Origin of the sequence: Agromyces tardus (assembly GCF_003710805.1) — a bacterium.
GTDB lineage: Bacteria > Actinomycetota > Actinomycetes > Actinomycetales > Microbacteriaceae > Agromyces > Agromyces tardus.
Genome location: NZ_RHHB01000001.1, coordinates 236,036 through 248,711, shown reverse-complemented (window position 1 = coordinate 248,711; position 12,676 = coordinate 236,036). Strand labels below are relative to the sequence as shown.

General features: G+C 70.8%; 12 protein-coding genes. 7 read left to right on the top strand and 5 right to left on the bottom strand.

Translation table 11 applies throughout. The features are described 5' to 3' along the window. The gene (locus tag EDM22_RS01145) at nucleotides 1-591 is read left to right on the top strand and encodes a hypothetical protein (RefSeq protein WP_122935178.1); all 591 of its coding nucleotides are present in this window, start codon (nucleotides 1-3) and stop codon (nucleotides 589-591) included. A 19-nt stretch (nucleotides 592-610) separates the two neighbouring features. Here EDM22_RS01145 and EDM22_RS01140 read toward each other — a convergent pair whose 3' ends face one another. The 4 genes from EDM22_RS01140 to EDM22_RS01125 form a co-directional block, all read right to left on the bottom strand. Next, nucleotides 611-1,612 carry a DMT family transporter gene (locus EDM22_RS01140; protein ID WP_170963956.1) on the bottom strand — a complete coding sequence of 334 codons (1,002 nt, stop codon included), beginning with the start codon at nucleotides 1,610-1,612 and terminating at the stop codon, nucleotides 611-613. 93 nt (nucleotides 1,613-1,705) lie between these two features. Continuing rightward, the gene (locus EDM22_RS01135) at nucleotides 1,706-2,074 is read right to left on the bottom strand and encodes a nuclear transport factor 2 family protein (protein ID WP_122935177.1); all 369 of its coding nucleotides are present in this window, start codon (nucleotides 2,072-2,074) and stop codon (nucleotides 1,706-1,708) included. 130 nt (nucleotides 2,075-2,204) lie between these two features. Beyond that, nucleotides 2,205-4,016, bottom strand: coding sequence for an esterase/lipase family protein (locus EDM22_RS01130; protein WP_122935176.1), 1,812 nt, complete (start codon nucleotides 4,014-4,016; stop codon nucleotides 2,205-2,207). A gap of 96 nt (nucleotides 4,017-4,112) precedes the next feature. Further along, nucleotides 4,113-5,816: a serine/threonine-protein kinase gene (locus tag EDM22_RS01125; RefSeq protein WP_122935175.1), complete on the bottom strand. Its 1,704-nt coding sequence runs from the start codon at nucleotides 5,814-5,816 to the stop codon at nucleotides 4,113-4,115. Between the two features lie 122 nt (nucleotides 5,817-5,938). Here EDM22_RS01125 and EDM22_RS01120 point away from each other — a divergent pair, with 122 nt between their 5' ends. Together EDM22_RS01120 and EDM22_RS01115 are read left to right on the top strand one after the other, a co-directional pair. Beyond that, complete coding sequence (locus EDM22_RS01120) at nucleotides 5,939-7,891, top strand: acyl-CoA dehydrogenase family protein (protein WP_212591854.1); 1,953 nt, start codon at nucleotides 5,939-5,941, stop codon at nucleotides 7,889-7,891. Nucleotides 7,892-8,011: 120 nt separating this feature from the next. Next, complete coding sequence (locus EDM22_RS01115; protein WP_138707994.1) at nucleotides 8,012-8,536, top strand: hypothetical protein; 525 nt, start codon at nucleotides 8,012-8,014, stop codon at nucleotides 8,534-8,536. Nucleotides 8,537-8,549: 13 nt separating this feature from the next. Here EDM22_RS01115 and EDM22_RS01110 read toward each other — a convergent pair whose 3' ends face one another. Next, entirely contained in the window at nucleotides 8,550-10,142 is a 1,593-nt protein-coding gene (locus tag EDM22_RS01110; RefSeq protein WP_122935173.1) for an ABC-F family ATP-binding cassette domain-containing protein, read from the bottom strand. A 197-nt stretch (nucleotides 10,143-10,339) separates the two neighbouring features. On the opposite strand from EDM22_RS01110, the gene EDM22_RS01105 reads away from it, so the two are divergent. From EDM22_RS01105 to EDM22_RS01090, 4 genes are read left to right on the top strand one after another with little or no spacing between them, the layout of a single operon-like run. After that, nucleotides 10,340-10,693: a PadR family transcriptional regulator gene (locus EDM22_RS01105; RefSeq protein ID WP_122935172.1), complete on the top strand. Its 354-nt coding sequence runs from the start codon at nucleotides 10,340-10,342 to the stop codon at nucleotides 10,691-10,693. Between the two features lie 2 nt (nucleotides 10,694-10,695). Continuing rightward, on the top strand, nucleotides 10,696-11,064 hold the full coding sequence (locus EDM22_RS01100; protein ID WP_122935171.1) for a DUF1048 domain-containing protein: 369 nt from the start codon (nucleotides 10,696-10,698) through the stop codon (nucleotides 11,062-11,064). Further along, complete coding sequence (locus EDM22_RS01095; RefSeq protein WP_122935170.1) at nucleotides 11,061-11,867, top strand: ABC transporter ATP-binding protein; 807 nt, start codon at nucleotides 11,061-11,063, stop codon at nucleotides 11,865-11,867. The genes EDM22_RS01100 and EDM22_RS01095 overlap by 4 nt, the downstream gene beginning before the upstream one ends. After that, on the top strand, nucleotides 11,864-12,628 hold the full coding sequence (locus EDM22_RS01090; protein ID WP_122935169.1) for an ABC transporter permease: 765 nt from the start codon (nucleotides 11,864-11,866) through the stop codon (nucleotides 12,626-12,628). Before EDM22_RS01095 ends, EDM22_RS01090 begins: the two co-directional genes overlap by 4 nt. Nucleotides 12,629-12,676: the final 48 nt, after the last annotated feature.

The following is a 12,676-nucleotide window of genomic DNA, read 5'->3' as shown; positions in this document are numbered from 1 at the left end:
GTGCCCCGACTCCACGCAGAGCCCGATCGATCCAAGTGGGTGCCCGTCACGGACTCCCTCGGATTCCGCGGGCGCCGCCACCGCAAGGCGGCGATCGGGATGCTGCTGTCGCAGGCGAAGGGGCCGGATGCGGCGCCGACGGGCCCGGGCGGCGGCTTCACCGCCTGGGCGATGAGTCAGGCCGTTCCGTTCCTCATGCGCAAGGCGGCCGGCCGGGTGCTCGTGTGGGTCTGGAAGGACGACCCCGAGCTGCTCGTGGTGATGGCCCAGGTGCAGGCCGCGACGCCGCAGCTGCGCGTCGCCCGGGCGTCGATGCCCATCGAGTACGACGACACCGAAGAGTTCCGCGGCACCTACCTCGGCGTCGGCGAGAAGCTCGAGATGCCGCTTCCGCCGCGCGGTCGCCCGCCGTTCGCGACGTACACGTGGGACCTCGGCACGCACTTCGTGAGCGTGACCGCCGTGTGCAGCGATCGCGAGCGGTTCGGCACCGTGATCGGAGCGGTCGACGAGCTCGCACGCGGCATCCGCGTCGTCGACGACCTCACCGTCGGCGAGTCGACGACGGTGCTGCGGATCGATCCGGCCTGAGTGCGACGGGCCTCGCGCGCTACCGCGGCTGCTCGACCGCGGCCTGCCCGACCGGTGACTGCCGGGCCGTCGGCCGCTCGGCCGTCGGCCGCTCGACCGATGCCTGATCGGCCGGTGTCTGCTCGGCCGGCGCAGCCTCCACGCCGGCCGCGGCGGGCGTCTCCTGCCGTTTGCGCGTGACGAGGTAGGAACCGGCGAGCACGAGCACGAAGCCGACGATCGTCCAGATCGTGACCCGCTCGCCGAGCACCACGACGCCCGCGATGATCGCCACGGCGGGGTTCACGTAGGTGATCGTCGTCGCCTTCACGGGCCCGATCTCGGCGATGAGGCCCACCATGAGCAGGAACGCGAGCGCACTGCACACCACCGCGAGCACGATCACCGACACGATGACCGCCGTCGACGGCACCGCCGTGGGCCACGCACCGGTGAACAGCACGAACGGGACGTACACGACCGCGGTGACCGCGAGCGAGACGGCGACCACGCCGACGCCGGGCAGGTCGGACATCCACCGGGAGAGGATCGCCGGACCGAGCGCGTACCCCACGACCACGACCGCCATCTGCGCGACGGCGATGAGGTCGGAGCCGGCGATGTCGAGGCCGACGAGCGCGGCGACGCCGAGCATGCCGAACGCGATGCCGAGCCAGTTCATGCGGGAGAGCCGCTCGGGGCGCCCCATCGCGAAGGCGATGGCCACGCCCGCGAGGGGCACCGTGGCGAGCAGCAGGCCCGCGGTCGACGACGGCAGCCGCTGCTCGGCCGTGCTGAGGAAGTACCACGGGAGGATGATCTCGACGAGGGTGTAGGCCAGCATCGGCTTCCACCGCCGCACCACCGACACGACCTCGCGGCGGAAGAACGCGAGCGGCAGCAGCAGGATCGCCGCGAGGGCCGAACGGCCGAGGACCACCATGGCGGGATCCAGCTCGCTCACCGCGACCTTGATGAACAGGTACGGGATGCCCCAGGCGATCCCGAGCGCAGCGAAGAGGATCAGGCCACGTCGAGTCACCAGCTCATTCTCGCGGCTGCCACCGACAACGGTCGGCGCGCGGCTGCCGAGTGCGCGCGATATCCCGCCATCACCGGCTGCGCGGTCGACCGATCAGCTGGGCAGCTCGACGAGGTAGGAGACGATCTCGGTGATGCGCCCGTCGTCGGCGAAGTCGTAGAGGTCGCAGGATGCCACGATCGAGACGTCTCCGGCGGCGTCGACGTACCGCGCGAGGCTGTCGACCGCCACGCTGTCTTCACCCACCACGGTGCGGAAGCGCTGGAACTCGGTGGTGACCGCGGCGAGGTCGGCGGCGGTGCGCTCGATCGCCTTCTTCACGGCCTTCCGGCCGATGAGCGGATCAGCGCCGACCACCGTCCACACGATGTCGTCGGCGAGGTGCGGCAGCGCGAGCTCGAAGCGATGGCTCGAGAACGCGCGGGCGATCTTCTCGGTCGTGAGGTCGGTCGTGACGTCCATGTGGTTGCCCCCTCGCGCGGCATCCCGCGCCTTCGCGGATGACGGATGCGACCAGCCTCACGTGGGTGCTCCCGCCCGTCAAGTGCCGCCGCGGCATCCGCTGCGGTAGCTGCCGGCGGGCACACCGGCATCACACGACCCGGAGCCCGATCAGCACCACGACCGCGAACGCGATGAAGACCGCCAGCGGCACCCAGAGTGGCAGGAAGGTCGTGAGCCACCAGAAGAGGAGCACGAACAGGGCGAGGAAGACCAGCAGCACGAGGATCGCCCACCTCGACCCGAGGAGGTTGATCAGCACGCGGAAGCCCCCGCCGAGCCGCTGGTCGGGCGCGTCGGTCGCCCGGCCGTCGGCGAGGAACCCGACGATCTGGTCGAGCCGGCCCGCGGCGCCGGTCTTCAGTGCGGCGGCGTGGCCGCCCTTATACAGCAGGTCGTCCTCCTGCAGGCCCTCGACCGAGTTGACGAAGCCGACCACCCCGCCGGGGCCGATGCTGCGCGACTTGAACCGCAGGCCGGAGAGGAAGCTGCAGAGCATGCCCACCGGCACGTCCCGGCTGGCTCGGTCGTTGTGGACCACGCCGTCGACCCACCGGCCACTCGTGGAGTTCCACGCGCCGACCTGCTGACGCGCGAACACGCGGCGCCAGTTGTACTCGGGGGTGAGCACGGTGCCGGCGAGCAGCATGCGACGGAACCGGATCGCGGGGACCTGGTCGAGTGCCCGGGCGACCATGTAGGTGCCGTTCGAGTGTCCGAAGAACGCGAACCGGTTCATGTCGTGGTTGCGGGCGATGTCGCCGTAGATCGTGAGGAACTCGTGGGTCTTGCGGTTGCGGACCCACGGGAGCGCGAACTCCCAGGCGCTGAACCAGCCGGTGTTGGGGCGGAGCACCTCCCACCCCTTTGCCTCCAGCGCGGCCGCGGTGTCGCTGATCCACGGGTCCTTGTTGCCCGCCCGGATGCCGTGGAGGATGAAGCACACGTCGCAATCCACCGTCGGTGCGACGGCGACCGGTTCGGGCGGCGCGAACAGCGCGTGCTCGAGCACCCACCAGCGATCCGCCGCCGTCTTCGGATCGCGGAGGTCGACGAGCTGGGCGTGATCCGTGTCGGGGATCATCGGCTCGCGGTAGGAGGGCAGGAAGTCGGAGTCGCCCACGTCGGCGTCGCCCACGAGGGTGTCCTGCTGCCCGAGGATCTCGACCACGTAGGGCAGGCGCGCGGGGGCGGGGGCCGTCTGGTCGACCGACACGGGCGCGCCGTACGGGGAGGCCGGGAAGACCGGGGAGTCCGCGGAGTCCGGGGAGTCCGCGGCATCCGGCGCCTTCGTGTCGGAGACTCGGCGAGGATCGCCCGCGCCGTCGGGCGCATTCTTCGACAGCTCGCGGAAGGCGTGCAACCAGCGGAGCCGGAGGTTGGTGACCCAGTACCCGCCCTCCTTCGCCTGTTCCACGGTGTAATCGCGCCACGGCGTGGCGACGGCGTAGAGGAGTCGCCAGGAGCGCTTCTTCAGCACGAAGCCCCCGTTCGGCACGCCGAGCAGGATGATCCGGCTGGTGTTCGCGGCCCAGCCGGTGTCGTCGCGGCGGATGCCGCCGCGCTCGCCGCCCCACGGGATGTCGTAGCCGCGGTTGAGCAGCCACGCGGAGCGCACGAGGAGTCCGCCCATGCTGTGACCGATGAGCACCACGTCGGTCGCCCCGGTCTGGAGGTGCCAGAGCTTGATGGACTCCTCGAGGTTCCGGGCCATGGTGCCGAGGTGGTACGACTCGCGCGTGCTCCACGCCTTGATGCGGTGGGTGAAGACCTTGAGCACGGGCGCCGGCGACCCGGTCGCCTCGGCCTCCTGCTCGGCCCGGTCGAGGATGCGCCGGCGCATCGCCTCGCTGTCGTCGGTGCCGATGCCGGGCACGTACACGTAGAGCGTTCCGCCGGGCATGGGCTCCCCTTCCCCTACGCGAGAGTCTGCTCCGCGGCCGATCCGGTGGGTGGCCCCACTTCGCGGGGTGGCGCGTCGCTTGATACCCCCGCCCGGTCACTGTTCGACGCTGCTGAGCACCTCCGTCGCGGCGATCTTGAGCACGCCTCCCTCGTCGACCAGTCGGTACGCGGTGACCTCCTGCACGACCCTCCCGTCGGTGAAGGTGTAGGTCAGCGTCGCCTGCGCGCCGTCGGGCGGGGAGGCACGGACGTCGGCGATCTCGACATCCGCGACCTCGCTCCAGAAGGCGTCGAAGGCATCTCGCCCACCCACGTGGTTCACCTGGTAGTCGGCGGTCATCAGCGGCCAGGCGCTGTCGAGGTCGCCGGGCACGGTCGAGTAGTAGCTCGTGAGTGCTGCGACGATCCGTTGCTCGTCGGTCGGGGGCGGCGCCGGCGTCGCTTCCTCGGGCGGGGGCGACGTGTTCGCGGTGGTCGGCGGGGCCTGCGACTCGGGCGCGGATGCCTCGGGCGACGGTGTCGCGGCGGCATCCGGCGTCTGAGCCGTGGTGGGTGCCCCGCCGTCGCCCGGGCCACCAGCGGCGCCCGCATCCTGGCCGAGCTGACCGAACAGGAGCACGCCGCCGCCCAGCAGGACGATGCCCGTCACGAGCAGGATGCCGACCAGCGCACCGAATCGGCGAGGGCGACGCGGTTGCGCCTCCGGCACCGTCTGCGGCTCGGCCGGCGGCGGCTCGACCGGTGGCGGCTCGACCGGCGGCGGGCCCGGTCTGCTCCCGACGGGCCGTGCAACCGGCGGCGGAGCCGGCCGCTTCCGCGCGGGCCGGTCGACCGCCGGCGCTCCGGCCAACCGCTCCGTCACCGCCGTCGGTTCGTCCAGCCGTTGCGTCACCACCGCGGTCTCCTCCAGCCGCTCGGTCCCGGCCGCGGCGGCGGCGAGCGGCACGGTCGGCAATGCGGATGCCGCAGCGGCATCCGTGCCCTCGTACATCGCGGACAGCCGCGAGGCGACGGACTTCATGCCGGGGCGGCGCTGGGGATCGGCCGACAGCATCTCCCGCAGCAGCGGCGCGAGTGCTCCCGCATGTCTCGGCGGAGGGTAGGACGCGCGCGCGACCTTGTGCAGGAGCGCGATCGCATTGGCGTCGGCACCGAAGGGCGGGGCACCCTCGAGCATCGTGTACAGCGTCGAGCCGAGCGAGAACACATCGGATGCGAAGCTCGACGACTGCCCGCGAGCCACCTCGGGTGCGAGGTAGGCGGGGGTGCCGTGCATCATGCCGGTCGCGGTGAGCGTCGCGTCGCCGAGCGCATGCGAGATGCCGAAGTCGCTGATCAGCGCCGAACCGTCGTCGGTGATGAGGATGTTGCCCGGCTTCACGTCCCGATGCACGATGCGCATCGCGTGGGCCGCCGCGAGTGCGGAGCTCACCTGCGCCCCGATTCGCGCGGTCTCGCGCGGCGTCAGCGTGCCGTGCTCGCGCAGGAGCGCCGACAGCGGCGTCGACTCGATGAGCTGCATCACGATGCACGGCTGGCCCTCGTGTTCCACGACGTCGAAGACCGTGACCGCGTGGGCGTGATGGAGGCCTGCGGTGATGCGCGCCTCACGCATGGCGCGGCTGGTCGCGACCTCGCGCTCGGCGTCGGTCAGTTCCGGCTGCGTCCGCAGCATCTTGAGCGCGACCGGCCGATGCAGGCGCTCGTCCCACGCCTGCCAGACGACGCCCATTCCGCCCGTGCCGAGCAGCTTGACCAGTCGGTAGCGGTCGGCGACGAGGGTGGACGGAGTACTCATCGAGCTCGCTCCTTCGGGGGTTGCTCCCGACCGTAGTCCGCGCGCGCTCACTCCTTCAGGGGCTTGCGGCGGGGGCGCAGGGATGCAATGCGGCGTAGATTGGGCGCAACGAGGAGGTTCGCGTGAGCAACATCCGTGAGGTCACCGTCTCCCCCGTCGACGCGCAGCAGTCGCGTGCCGTCGCCGAGGCCGCTCGTGAGCAGGACTGGCGCAAGCCGAGCTTCGCCAGGGGCCTCTACCTGGGGCAGTTCGACCTGTCGCTCATCCACCCGCACCCCCGGCCCGATCCGACTCGGCGCGAGCGCGGCGAGCGGTTCCTCGCGGCGCTCGAGTCGCTGCTGCGCGACGTCGACGGCGCGCGCATCGAGCGGGAGTCGCGCATCCCCGACGAGACGTTCGAGGCCCTCGCGGCGATCGGCGCGTTCGGCATGAAGATCCCGGTCGAGTACGGCGGCCTCGGGCTCGGGCAGTACTACTACAACCGCGCCCTCGTGATGATCGGGTCGGTGAACGCGAGCATCGGCGCGCTGCTGTCGGCGCACCAGTCGGTCGGAGTGCCCGAGCCGCTCGTGCTCGCGGGCACGGAGGAGCAGAAGCGGCAGTTCCTGCCGCGCTGCGCGGCGGGTGCGATCAGCGCCTTCCTGCTGACCGAACCGGAGGTCGGATCGGACCCGGCCCGGCTGCGGGCCACTGCCGTGCCCTCGGAGGACGGCACCGAGTACGTGCTCGACGGCACCAAGCTGTGGACCACCAACGGCGTCGTCGCCGAGCTGCTCGTGGTGATGGCGCGCGTCCCGAAGTCCGACGGACACCGCGGGGGCATCAGCGCGTTCGTCGTCGAGGCCGACTCCCCGGGCATCACCGTGCACCGCCGCAACGCCTTCATGGGGTTGCACGGAATCGAGAACGGGCTCACCTCGCTGCGCGACGTGCGCGTGCCGGCCGAGAACCTCATCGGGCGCGAGGGCGAGGGGCTCAAGATCGCGCTCACGACCCTCAACGCCGGGCGGTTGGCGATCCCGGCCATCTGCGCCGGCGCGGGCAAGTGGAGCCTGAAGATCGCGCGGGAGTGGTCGCGCGAACGCGTGCAGTGGGGCCGGCCCGTCGGCGAGCACGCCGCGGTCGCGCACAAGATCGCGTTCATCGCCGCCACGACGTTCGCGCTCGAGGCGGTGGTCGACCTGTCGGGGGTGCTCGCCGACGAGGACCGCAAGGACATCCGCATCGAGGCGGCGCTCGCCAAGATGTGGGCCTCGGAGATGGGCTGGCGGATCGCCGACGAGCTCGTGCAGGTCCGCGGTGGCCGCGGGTTCGAGACCGCGGCGTCGCTCGCCGCCCGCGGCGAACGCGCGGTCGGCGCCGAGCAGGTGCTGCGCGACATGCGGATCAACCGGATCTTCGAGGGCTCGACCGAGATCATGCGCCTGCTCATCGCGCGGGAGGCCGTCGACGCGCACCTCACAGCCGCCGGAGACCTCATCGACCCGCACGTCGACCTGGCCGGCAAGGCGAAGGCCGCCGCATCCGCCAGCGGGTTCTACGCTCGCTGGCTGCCGCAGCTGGTGGCCGGCGCGGGTGACCTGCCGACGGCGTACGACGAGTTCGGGGCGCTCGCACCCCACCTGCGCTACGTGGAGCGCACCAGCCGCAAGCTGGCACGCGCGACCTTCTACGGCATGGCCCGCTGGCAGGGCGGCCTGGAAGCCAAGCAGGGGTTCCTCGCCCGCGTCGTCGACATCGGCGCCGAGTTGTTCGCCGTGTCGGCGACGTGCGTGCGCGCGGCGATGATCGCCGCGGAGCAGCCCGAGCGGGGCAAGGGGGCGTACCAGCTCGCCGACACGTTCGCCGACCAGTCCCGGCATCGCACCGAGCGGCTGCTGCACGAGCTCTGGCACAACACGGATGCCGCGGACGAGCGCCTCGCCGCCCGGGTGCTCGACGGACGCTACGCCTGGCTGGAGGAGGGCATCCTCGATCCGAGCGAGGGCACCGGCCCGTGGATCACCGAGGAGCTGCCGACCGACGCAGGCGAGAACGTCGCCCGTCGCGTCATCCGGCCGGCGGACGAGGCGTAGGCGGGGCCCGCGACCGTGCGCGACGACGCCCGCGGCCGCCGCACGTCCGGAGATCACGGTTCGGCGGCGGTCACGCGGCGCCCGTTCGCTCAGCCCGCTGGCGGCGCTACGGTCGTGACCATGAGCGACTCGCCCCCGCCCGCCGTCGGCCCGATCGAACCGGCGGCCGCGTCGCCGCGCCCGCCGGATGCCGCTTCAGGCGCGCGCGGGCACGTGTGGCTCGCACCCCTGCTCATCGGGCTCATCGGCTACGGCGGCATGACATTGCAGCTGGCGGCCACGTTCCTCGCGATGATCTTCCCGCCGGTCGCCCTCGTCGTCGGCGCGCTGCTCGTGATCCCGGCCGGGCTGCTGATCGCCCTGGTCTACCGCAGGGTGACCGAGCGTTGGCGGCCCATCGCCGCCGCCCTGCTCGCACTGATCCCCGCCGTGCTCTCCTGGGGACTGATCCTCGGGTACGTCCCCTTCGCGTGGGCGATCGTGGGGAGCCAACTCGGCCCGCTCCTGGTCGGCGTGGCGACGGGCGCGCTCTCGATGCTCGCGCTGCCCGATCGTCGCTGGAAGCTCGCCGGCGGAGGGGCAGCGCTCGTCATCGCCATCGCCGCGCTGCTCCCGATCGCGACGGAGCTCGCCGGCACGGGCTGAGCGCGCGCCGCGCTCAGAGCGCTCCGGTCGCCGCCGTCTCGCGCACGCGCGGCGTGCCGTCGAACACGAGCAGCCGGTCGGCGAGCTTGTCGACGAAGAACCGGTCGTGGGAGACGACGATCACCGCACCGGGGAAGTGGGTGAGCGCCCGTTCCATCACCTGGGTGCTCGTGATGTCGAGGTGATTGGTGGGCTCGTCGAGCACGATCACCGCCGCGCCGGAGAGCAGGCACTGGGCGATCGCGACGCGGGCGCGCTGGCCGCCGGAGAGGGTGCCGATCTTCTGCTGCAGGTCGGCCTCGGAGAACTGCAGCATCGCGAGGAACCGGTTCACGCTCTTCTTCGTCGCGGTCAGCGCGAGCGAGTCCGGGTACGCGTTCACCGCGTGGCCGACCGTGTCGTCGAGATCCAGCTCGGCGACGACCCGGTTGTACGAGACGAACCGCACGCCCTTCGCCCAGCGCACGGTCCCGGCATCCGCCTCGGTGTCGCCCGTGAGCACGTCGAGCAGCGTCGACTTGCCGGACCCGTTGGAGCCGACCACCGCGACCCGGTCGCCCCGCTGCAGGTCGAATGACAGATCCGAGAACAGCGGCGTGCCGTTGAAGCCCTTGGTCAGTCCGGTCACGGTCAGGAGGTCGTTCGACACCCGCAGCCCGTCGTAGATGCCCGTGATGATCTGGTCGATGGGGCGCGGCGCCTGGCGCTTCTTGATGTCGGCGAGCCGGCGCGCGACCGCGTTCGACGGGTTGCGGGCCGCCTCGCGACGCGCGGCCGACGCGGCCTGCTCGTAGGCCAGCAGCTCCTCCTCGTGGGCGAACTGCCGCGCGAGCATCTTCAGCCGCGACTGCTTCGCATGCACGTACGCCGAGTAGTTCCCCTCGTACTCCTGCAGCCGGTGGTTCTCGATCTCCACGATGCGGTCGACCACGCCGTCGAGGAACTGCCGGTCATGCGAGACCACGAGCAGCGCCCCGGCGAAGCCGCCGAGCCAGCCTTCGATCCAGCGCACCCCGTCGAGGTCGAGGAAGTTCGTCGGCTCGTCGAGCAGCAGCACGTCGGGCGCCTGCACGAGGATCAGCGCGAGCGCGGCGCGGTTGCGCCATCCGCCCGACAAACGCTCGACGGGCAGGTGCCGCCGCTCCTCGTCGAAGCCGAGGCTCGTGAGCACGGTGTCGATGGTGTTCTCGTACGTCCAGCCGCCGATCGCGTCCATGCGCTCGAACAGCTCGCCCTGCTCGGTGAGCAGCGCCATCATGGCGTCGTCGGCCATCGGATGCGCCAGCTGGGCACCGATCGCATCGAGCCGCGCCTGCGTCTCGTGCACCGCGGCGAAGTGCGAGCTGAGGGTCTGCCACGTGCTCTGCTCGCCGTCGAGCTCGGAGAACTGCGAGAAGTACCCGATCGTGGTGCCGAGGCTCACATCGACGGTGCCGCCCGACGGCTCCTGCCGTCCGAGCACGAGCTCGAGGAACGTCGTCTTGCCCGTGCCGTTCTTGCCGATCAGCCCGACGCGGTCGCCGCGTCGCAGCTTGAGGAATGCCTCCCGCAGCACCGGTCGCCCGTCGAACTCCATGCTCACGTCGTTCAGGCGGATCAGGCTCACGGGGGTCCTCGCGTCGAGTGGGGTGAAGGCGAACGCGAGCGGATGCCGCGGGCGAAGCGCCTGCGGCCTCAGCGCGCCAGCGCAACCCTACGTCAACGGCGACGGAGGAACTCTGGTACTCAGCCTTGCTATCTACCGGTATTCGGTCATACTATCTAGTAGTACCCAGTGACACCGAGTAGTGAAGGGAGGCGCTCATGGGAAAGCAGATGACCGAGATGCTCAAGGGCACGCTCGAGGGCATCGTGCTCGCGCTGCTCGCGACGCAGCCGGCCTACGGCTACGAGATCACCGCGCGACTGCGGGAGGAGGGGTTCAGCGACATCGTCGAGGGCACCGTGTACGCACTGCTCGTGCGCATCGAGCAGCGCGGCTTCGTCGACGTGGCGAAGGTCCCCTCCGAGAAGGGGCCGCCCCGCAAGGTCTACTCGCTCAACGCGCAGGGACGCGAGTACCTCGACGAGTTCTGGAGGAGCTGGAGCTTCCTCGCGGAACGGATCGGCCAGCTCCACGACCACACCGAACACCAGCACGAAGAAGGCGAGAACTGATCATGGCAGCCAAGTGGATCGAGGCCCTCACGGGATCGCTCGAGCAGAAGAAGCAGTACCGGCAGTACAAGGCCCGCATCGAGGCCCTCGCCGAGCCCTACCGCAGCGCCGCGAAGGCGTTCGAGCGGTACTTCATGTACTACGGCGGCATCGTCGACGGCGACACCCTCGTCACGATGCTCGGCGACTTCGCCGACCTCTGGGAGCGCGCCGCCATCGACGGAACACCCGTGAGCGCGATCGTCGGCGACGACCCGGTCGAGTTCGCCGAGACCTTCACCCAGGCCTACGGCGGCGCGCAGTGGATCGACAAGGAGCGCGCCCGCCTGACCAAGGCGATCAAGGACGCCGAACGAGAGGAGCAGCAATGATCACCGATCAGGCCCTCGCACCCGCGATCCGGGTGCAGGGCATCGAGAAGTCCTTCGACGAACTGCACGTGCTTCGGGGTGTCGACTTCGACGTGGCGGCGGGGAGCATCTTCGCCCTGCTCGGCTCCAACGGCGCGGGCAAGACCACGCTCATCCGGATCCTGTCGACACTGCTGAAGGCCGACGCGGGCTCCGCGACGGTGCACGGCGTCGACGTCGCCGCCAAGCCCGGCGACGTGCGCGAGTCGATCAGCCTGACCGGGCAGTTCGCGGCCGTCGACGAGGTGCTCACCGGGCGCGAGAACCTCGTGCTGATCGCGCGGCTCCGCCACCTGAAGAACCCGGGAGCGATCGCCGACGACCTGCTCGCCCGCTTCTCGCTCACCGAGGCCGGCGGCCGCAGGGCGGCGACGTACTCGGGCGGCATGCGGCGCCGGCTCGACATCGCGATGAGCCTGATCGGCAGCCCGTCGATCATCTTCCTCGACGAGCCCACCACCGGACTCGACCCGCAGGCGCGCATCGAGGTGTGGCAGACGGTGAAGGGGCTGGCGCAGGGCGGCACGACCGTGCTGCTGACGACCCAGGACCTCGATGAGGCCGAGCATCTCGCCGACCGCATCGCGATCCTGCACCAGGGCACGATCATCCAGAACGGCACGCTCGCCGAGCTCAAGCGACTGCTCCCGGCCGCCAAGGTCGAGTACGTCGAGAAGCAGCCCTCCCTCGAAGAGGTCTTCCTGGCCCTCGTCGGCGAGACCGACTCCACCAGCGCTGCCTCAGCGGAAGGGGAATCACGATGACCACGCACGTCCTCGGCGACACCGGTGTGCTCACCGGCCGATCGCTGACCCACATCGTCCGCAGTCCCGACACGATCATCACCACGACCATCACGCCGATCGCGCTGATGCTGCTGTTCGTGTACGTGCTCGGCGGCGCGATCGACACCGGCTCCGACGAGTCGTACGTCGACTACATGCTCCCCGGCATCCTGCTCATCACGATCGCGTCGGGCGTCGCGTACACCGCGTACCGGCTGTTCCTCGACCTGCAGGGCGGCATCTTCGACCGCTTCCAGTCCATGCCGATCGCGAGGTCGAGCGTGCTCTGGGCGCACGTGCTCACCTCCATGGTGGCGAACCTGGTGTCCGTCGCGATCGTCATCGGCGTCGCGCTGATCATGGGGTTCCGCACCGGGGCGTCCGTGGCCGTCTGGCTGGCGGTCGCCGGCATCCTGGTCCTGTTCACGCTCGCCCTGACCTGGCTCGCCGTGATCGCCGGGCTGTCGGCGAAGACCGTCGACGGCGCGAGTGCATTCAGCTACCCGCTGATCTTCCTGCCGTTCATCAGCTCGGCGTTCGTGCCCACGGACTCGATGCCGGCCCCGGTCGCCTGGTTCGCCGAGAACCAGCCCGTGACGTCCATCGTGAACACCATCCGGGCCCTGTTCGCCGGGCAGCCCGTCGGCAGCGACATCTGGATCGCCCTCGCCTGGCTCGTCGGCATCCTCGTCGTGGCCTACGGCTTCGCCATCGCGATCTACCGTCGCAAGCTGAACTGAGCGGGCGCACCACGCCTGCTGCAGGGCGAACGCCCCGCGATCGTGGAT

What these genes read in the sequence shown, in the direction of transcription:
- EDM22_RS01125 (WP_122935175.1), bottom strand. Translation starts at nt 5,816, where the DNA reads ATGAGTACTCCGTCCACCCTCGTCGCCGACCGCTACCGACTGGTCAAG.
- EDM22_RS01090 (WP_122935169.1), top strand. Translation starts at nt 11,864, where the DNA reads ATGACCACGCACGTCCTCGGCGACACCGGTGTGCTCACCGGCCGATCG.
- EDM22_RS01130 (WP_122935176.1), bottom strand. Translation starts at nt 4,016, where the DNA reads ATGCCCGGCGGAACGCTCTACGTGTACGTGCCCGGCATCGGCACCGAC.
- EDM22_RS01115 (WP_138707994.1), top strand. Translation starts at nt 8,012, where the DNA reads ATGAGCGACTCGCCCCCGCCCGCCGTCGGCCCGATCGAACCGGCGGCC.
- EDM22_RS01135 (WP_122935177.1), bottom strand. Translation starts at nt 2,074, where the DNA reads ATGGACGTCACGACCGACCTCACGACCGAGAAGATCGCCCGCGCGTTC.
- EDM22_RS01100 (WP_122935171.1), top strand. Translation starts at nt 10,696, where the DNA reads ATGGCAGCCAAGTGGATCGAGGCCCTCACGGGATCGCTCGAGCAGAAG.
- EDM22_RS01095 (WP_122935170.1), top strand. Translation starts at nt 11,061, where the DNA reads ATGATCACCGATCAGGCCCTCGCACCCGCGATCCGGGTGCAGGGCATC.
- EDM22_RS01105 (WP_122935172.1), top strand. Translation starts at nt 10,340, where the DNA reads ATGGGAAAGCAGATGACCGAGATGCTCAAGGGCACGCTCGAGGGCATC.